This window comes from Metallosphaera yellowstonensis MK1, from assembly GCF_000243315.1.
In the GTDB taxonomy this organism is placed as follows: Archaea; Thermoproteota; Thermoprotei_A; order Sulfolobales; family Sulfolobaceae; genus Metallosphaera; species Metallosphaera yellowstonensis.
In genome coordinates this window covers 1-1,411 of sequence record NZ_JH597768.1, presented here as the reverse complement: position 1 = coordinate 1,411, position 1,411 = coordinate 1, and the positions used below count along the sequence as shown (strand labels likewise).

The following is a 1,411-nucleotide window of genomic DNA, read 5'->3' as shown; positions in this document are numbered from 1 at the left end:
GATGGACATTTTGATAGGCAAGTAATTAAAGATGCTCTTGAGAAAAACAAAGATAAATATTGCCAAATCTCATTGTTCATTCCGGAAAGCGGTAGAAAAGGTAAGGGAAGGACTATCAACACTGGAATTGACGGAGTATTAAAGTTCATTAAGGAGGACGTTACAAGGTTTTCCTTAGGTTATATCGTATTTATTGATAAAGAACACTGCTCTTCTGATTGCGAGAACGACGTTAACAAATTCGCAAACAAATATGGAATTTCCATTTCTGTTACGCAAAAAATTGTAGAAAGCCTCGACGTATATAAGCTGACTTGTAGTATAGGAAATAAGAAATTTTTCATGTATTTTATCTTTCTTGGCTTTTACTGCTGTATGGAAGATTTTATCCTGATAAAAATCTGTAAGTAATACAAGTGAGTTTACAGGGGAAGGGTGTTGTAAAAAATATAAGGAAATATTTAAGCGCGTACAAAAAGAAATGAAAGAATCTTGCATTGAAAAGACGGGCAATTCAGGACTCCTTTGCGAATTATAAATAGAGTTCATGAAAATGGATTTAGAAAAGCTTCTGAAAGCGATTGAAAGGTTTCTTACGAGCTATGGACAACCCCAAGAGTGAATCCATTAACTTAAATTTATGACAGAATATAGAGAAATAATTGTCGTAGAGCGGTAATCTTACTCCCTTTTCCTAGTTCGACCTCTCGTTAAGGCGAAGAGGTAAGTCACGCCACGGGTAAACACTTAACACTGAGACCTAAGGGCATCAAGTCCACTGAAGACTGTAACTCTTTTACGTAACTACTCGTTATTTCAATTTTACAGCAGTTATGGGATTTTCCTTAGGTAGCGCCCTGTAATCAAGGTAAGATCTGATAACTGCTGCAGTTCTATAAATATCGTTTTGACGTCGGTCATGTTCATGTAGTATTACCCAAGAATTCTCTCTTGATGATCTCCCGACCGATGACGGGCACTACTCACGAGGGTGGGAGAAGTTGGATGGGTATTGAAGTTTCCCTCGACTAGCCCCAATGATCTGGGGCGACTGTGTATGATCCCTAGGAGGGGTGCCCGTGGTGCAATTAGAAGTGACTAAGAGTGAGGAGAAGTTACGCCACGGGTAAACACCCTTCCTTTCAACAACTCCTCAATCGCGAGGTCGTCCTCAACTTTTTTAAATGCATAATGCAACAAAATGTTTATTATTAGCCCACACACTAAGCTCTCATGGAAGCAGTAGTTCTCCACGGAGGACAAGGGACGAGGCTGAGGCCCTTGACCCACACCGGGCCCAAGCAGTTGCTGAAAGTGGCAGGAAAGCCAGTCTCCCATTGGGTCATAGATCACCTGAGGAACAACGGGATCAGGGACGTAGTGGTGATCTTGGGAGATAACACTCCCATGA

Annotated in this window: 2 protein-coding genes; both read left to right on the top strand. The window is 41.0% G+C overall.

The window, feature by feature from the left end; genetic code table 11:
* Window positions 1-411, top strand: a 411-nt coding sequence (locus METMK1DRAFT_RS18195) for a hypothetical protein (RefSeq protein WP_009072482.1), incomplete at its 5' end; no start/stop codon positions are given.
* Between the two features lie 822 nt (window positions 412-1,233).
* Window positions 1,234-1,411: sugar phosphate nucleotidyltransferase (locus METMK1DRAFT_RS07495; protein WP_009072480.1), on the top strand; the 178-nt coding region annotated here is incomplete at its 3' end.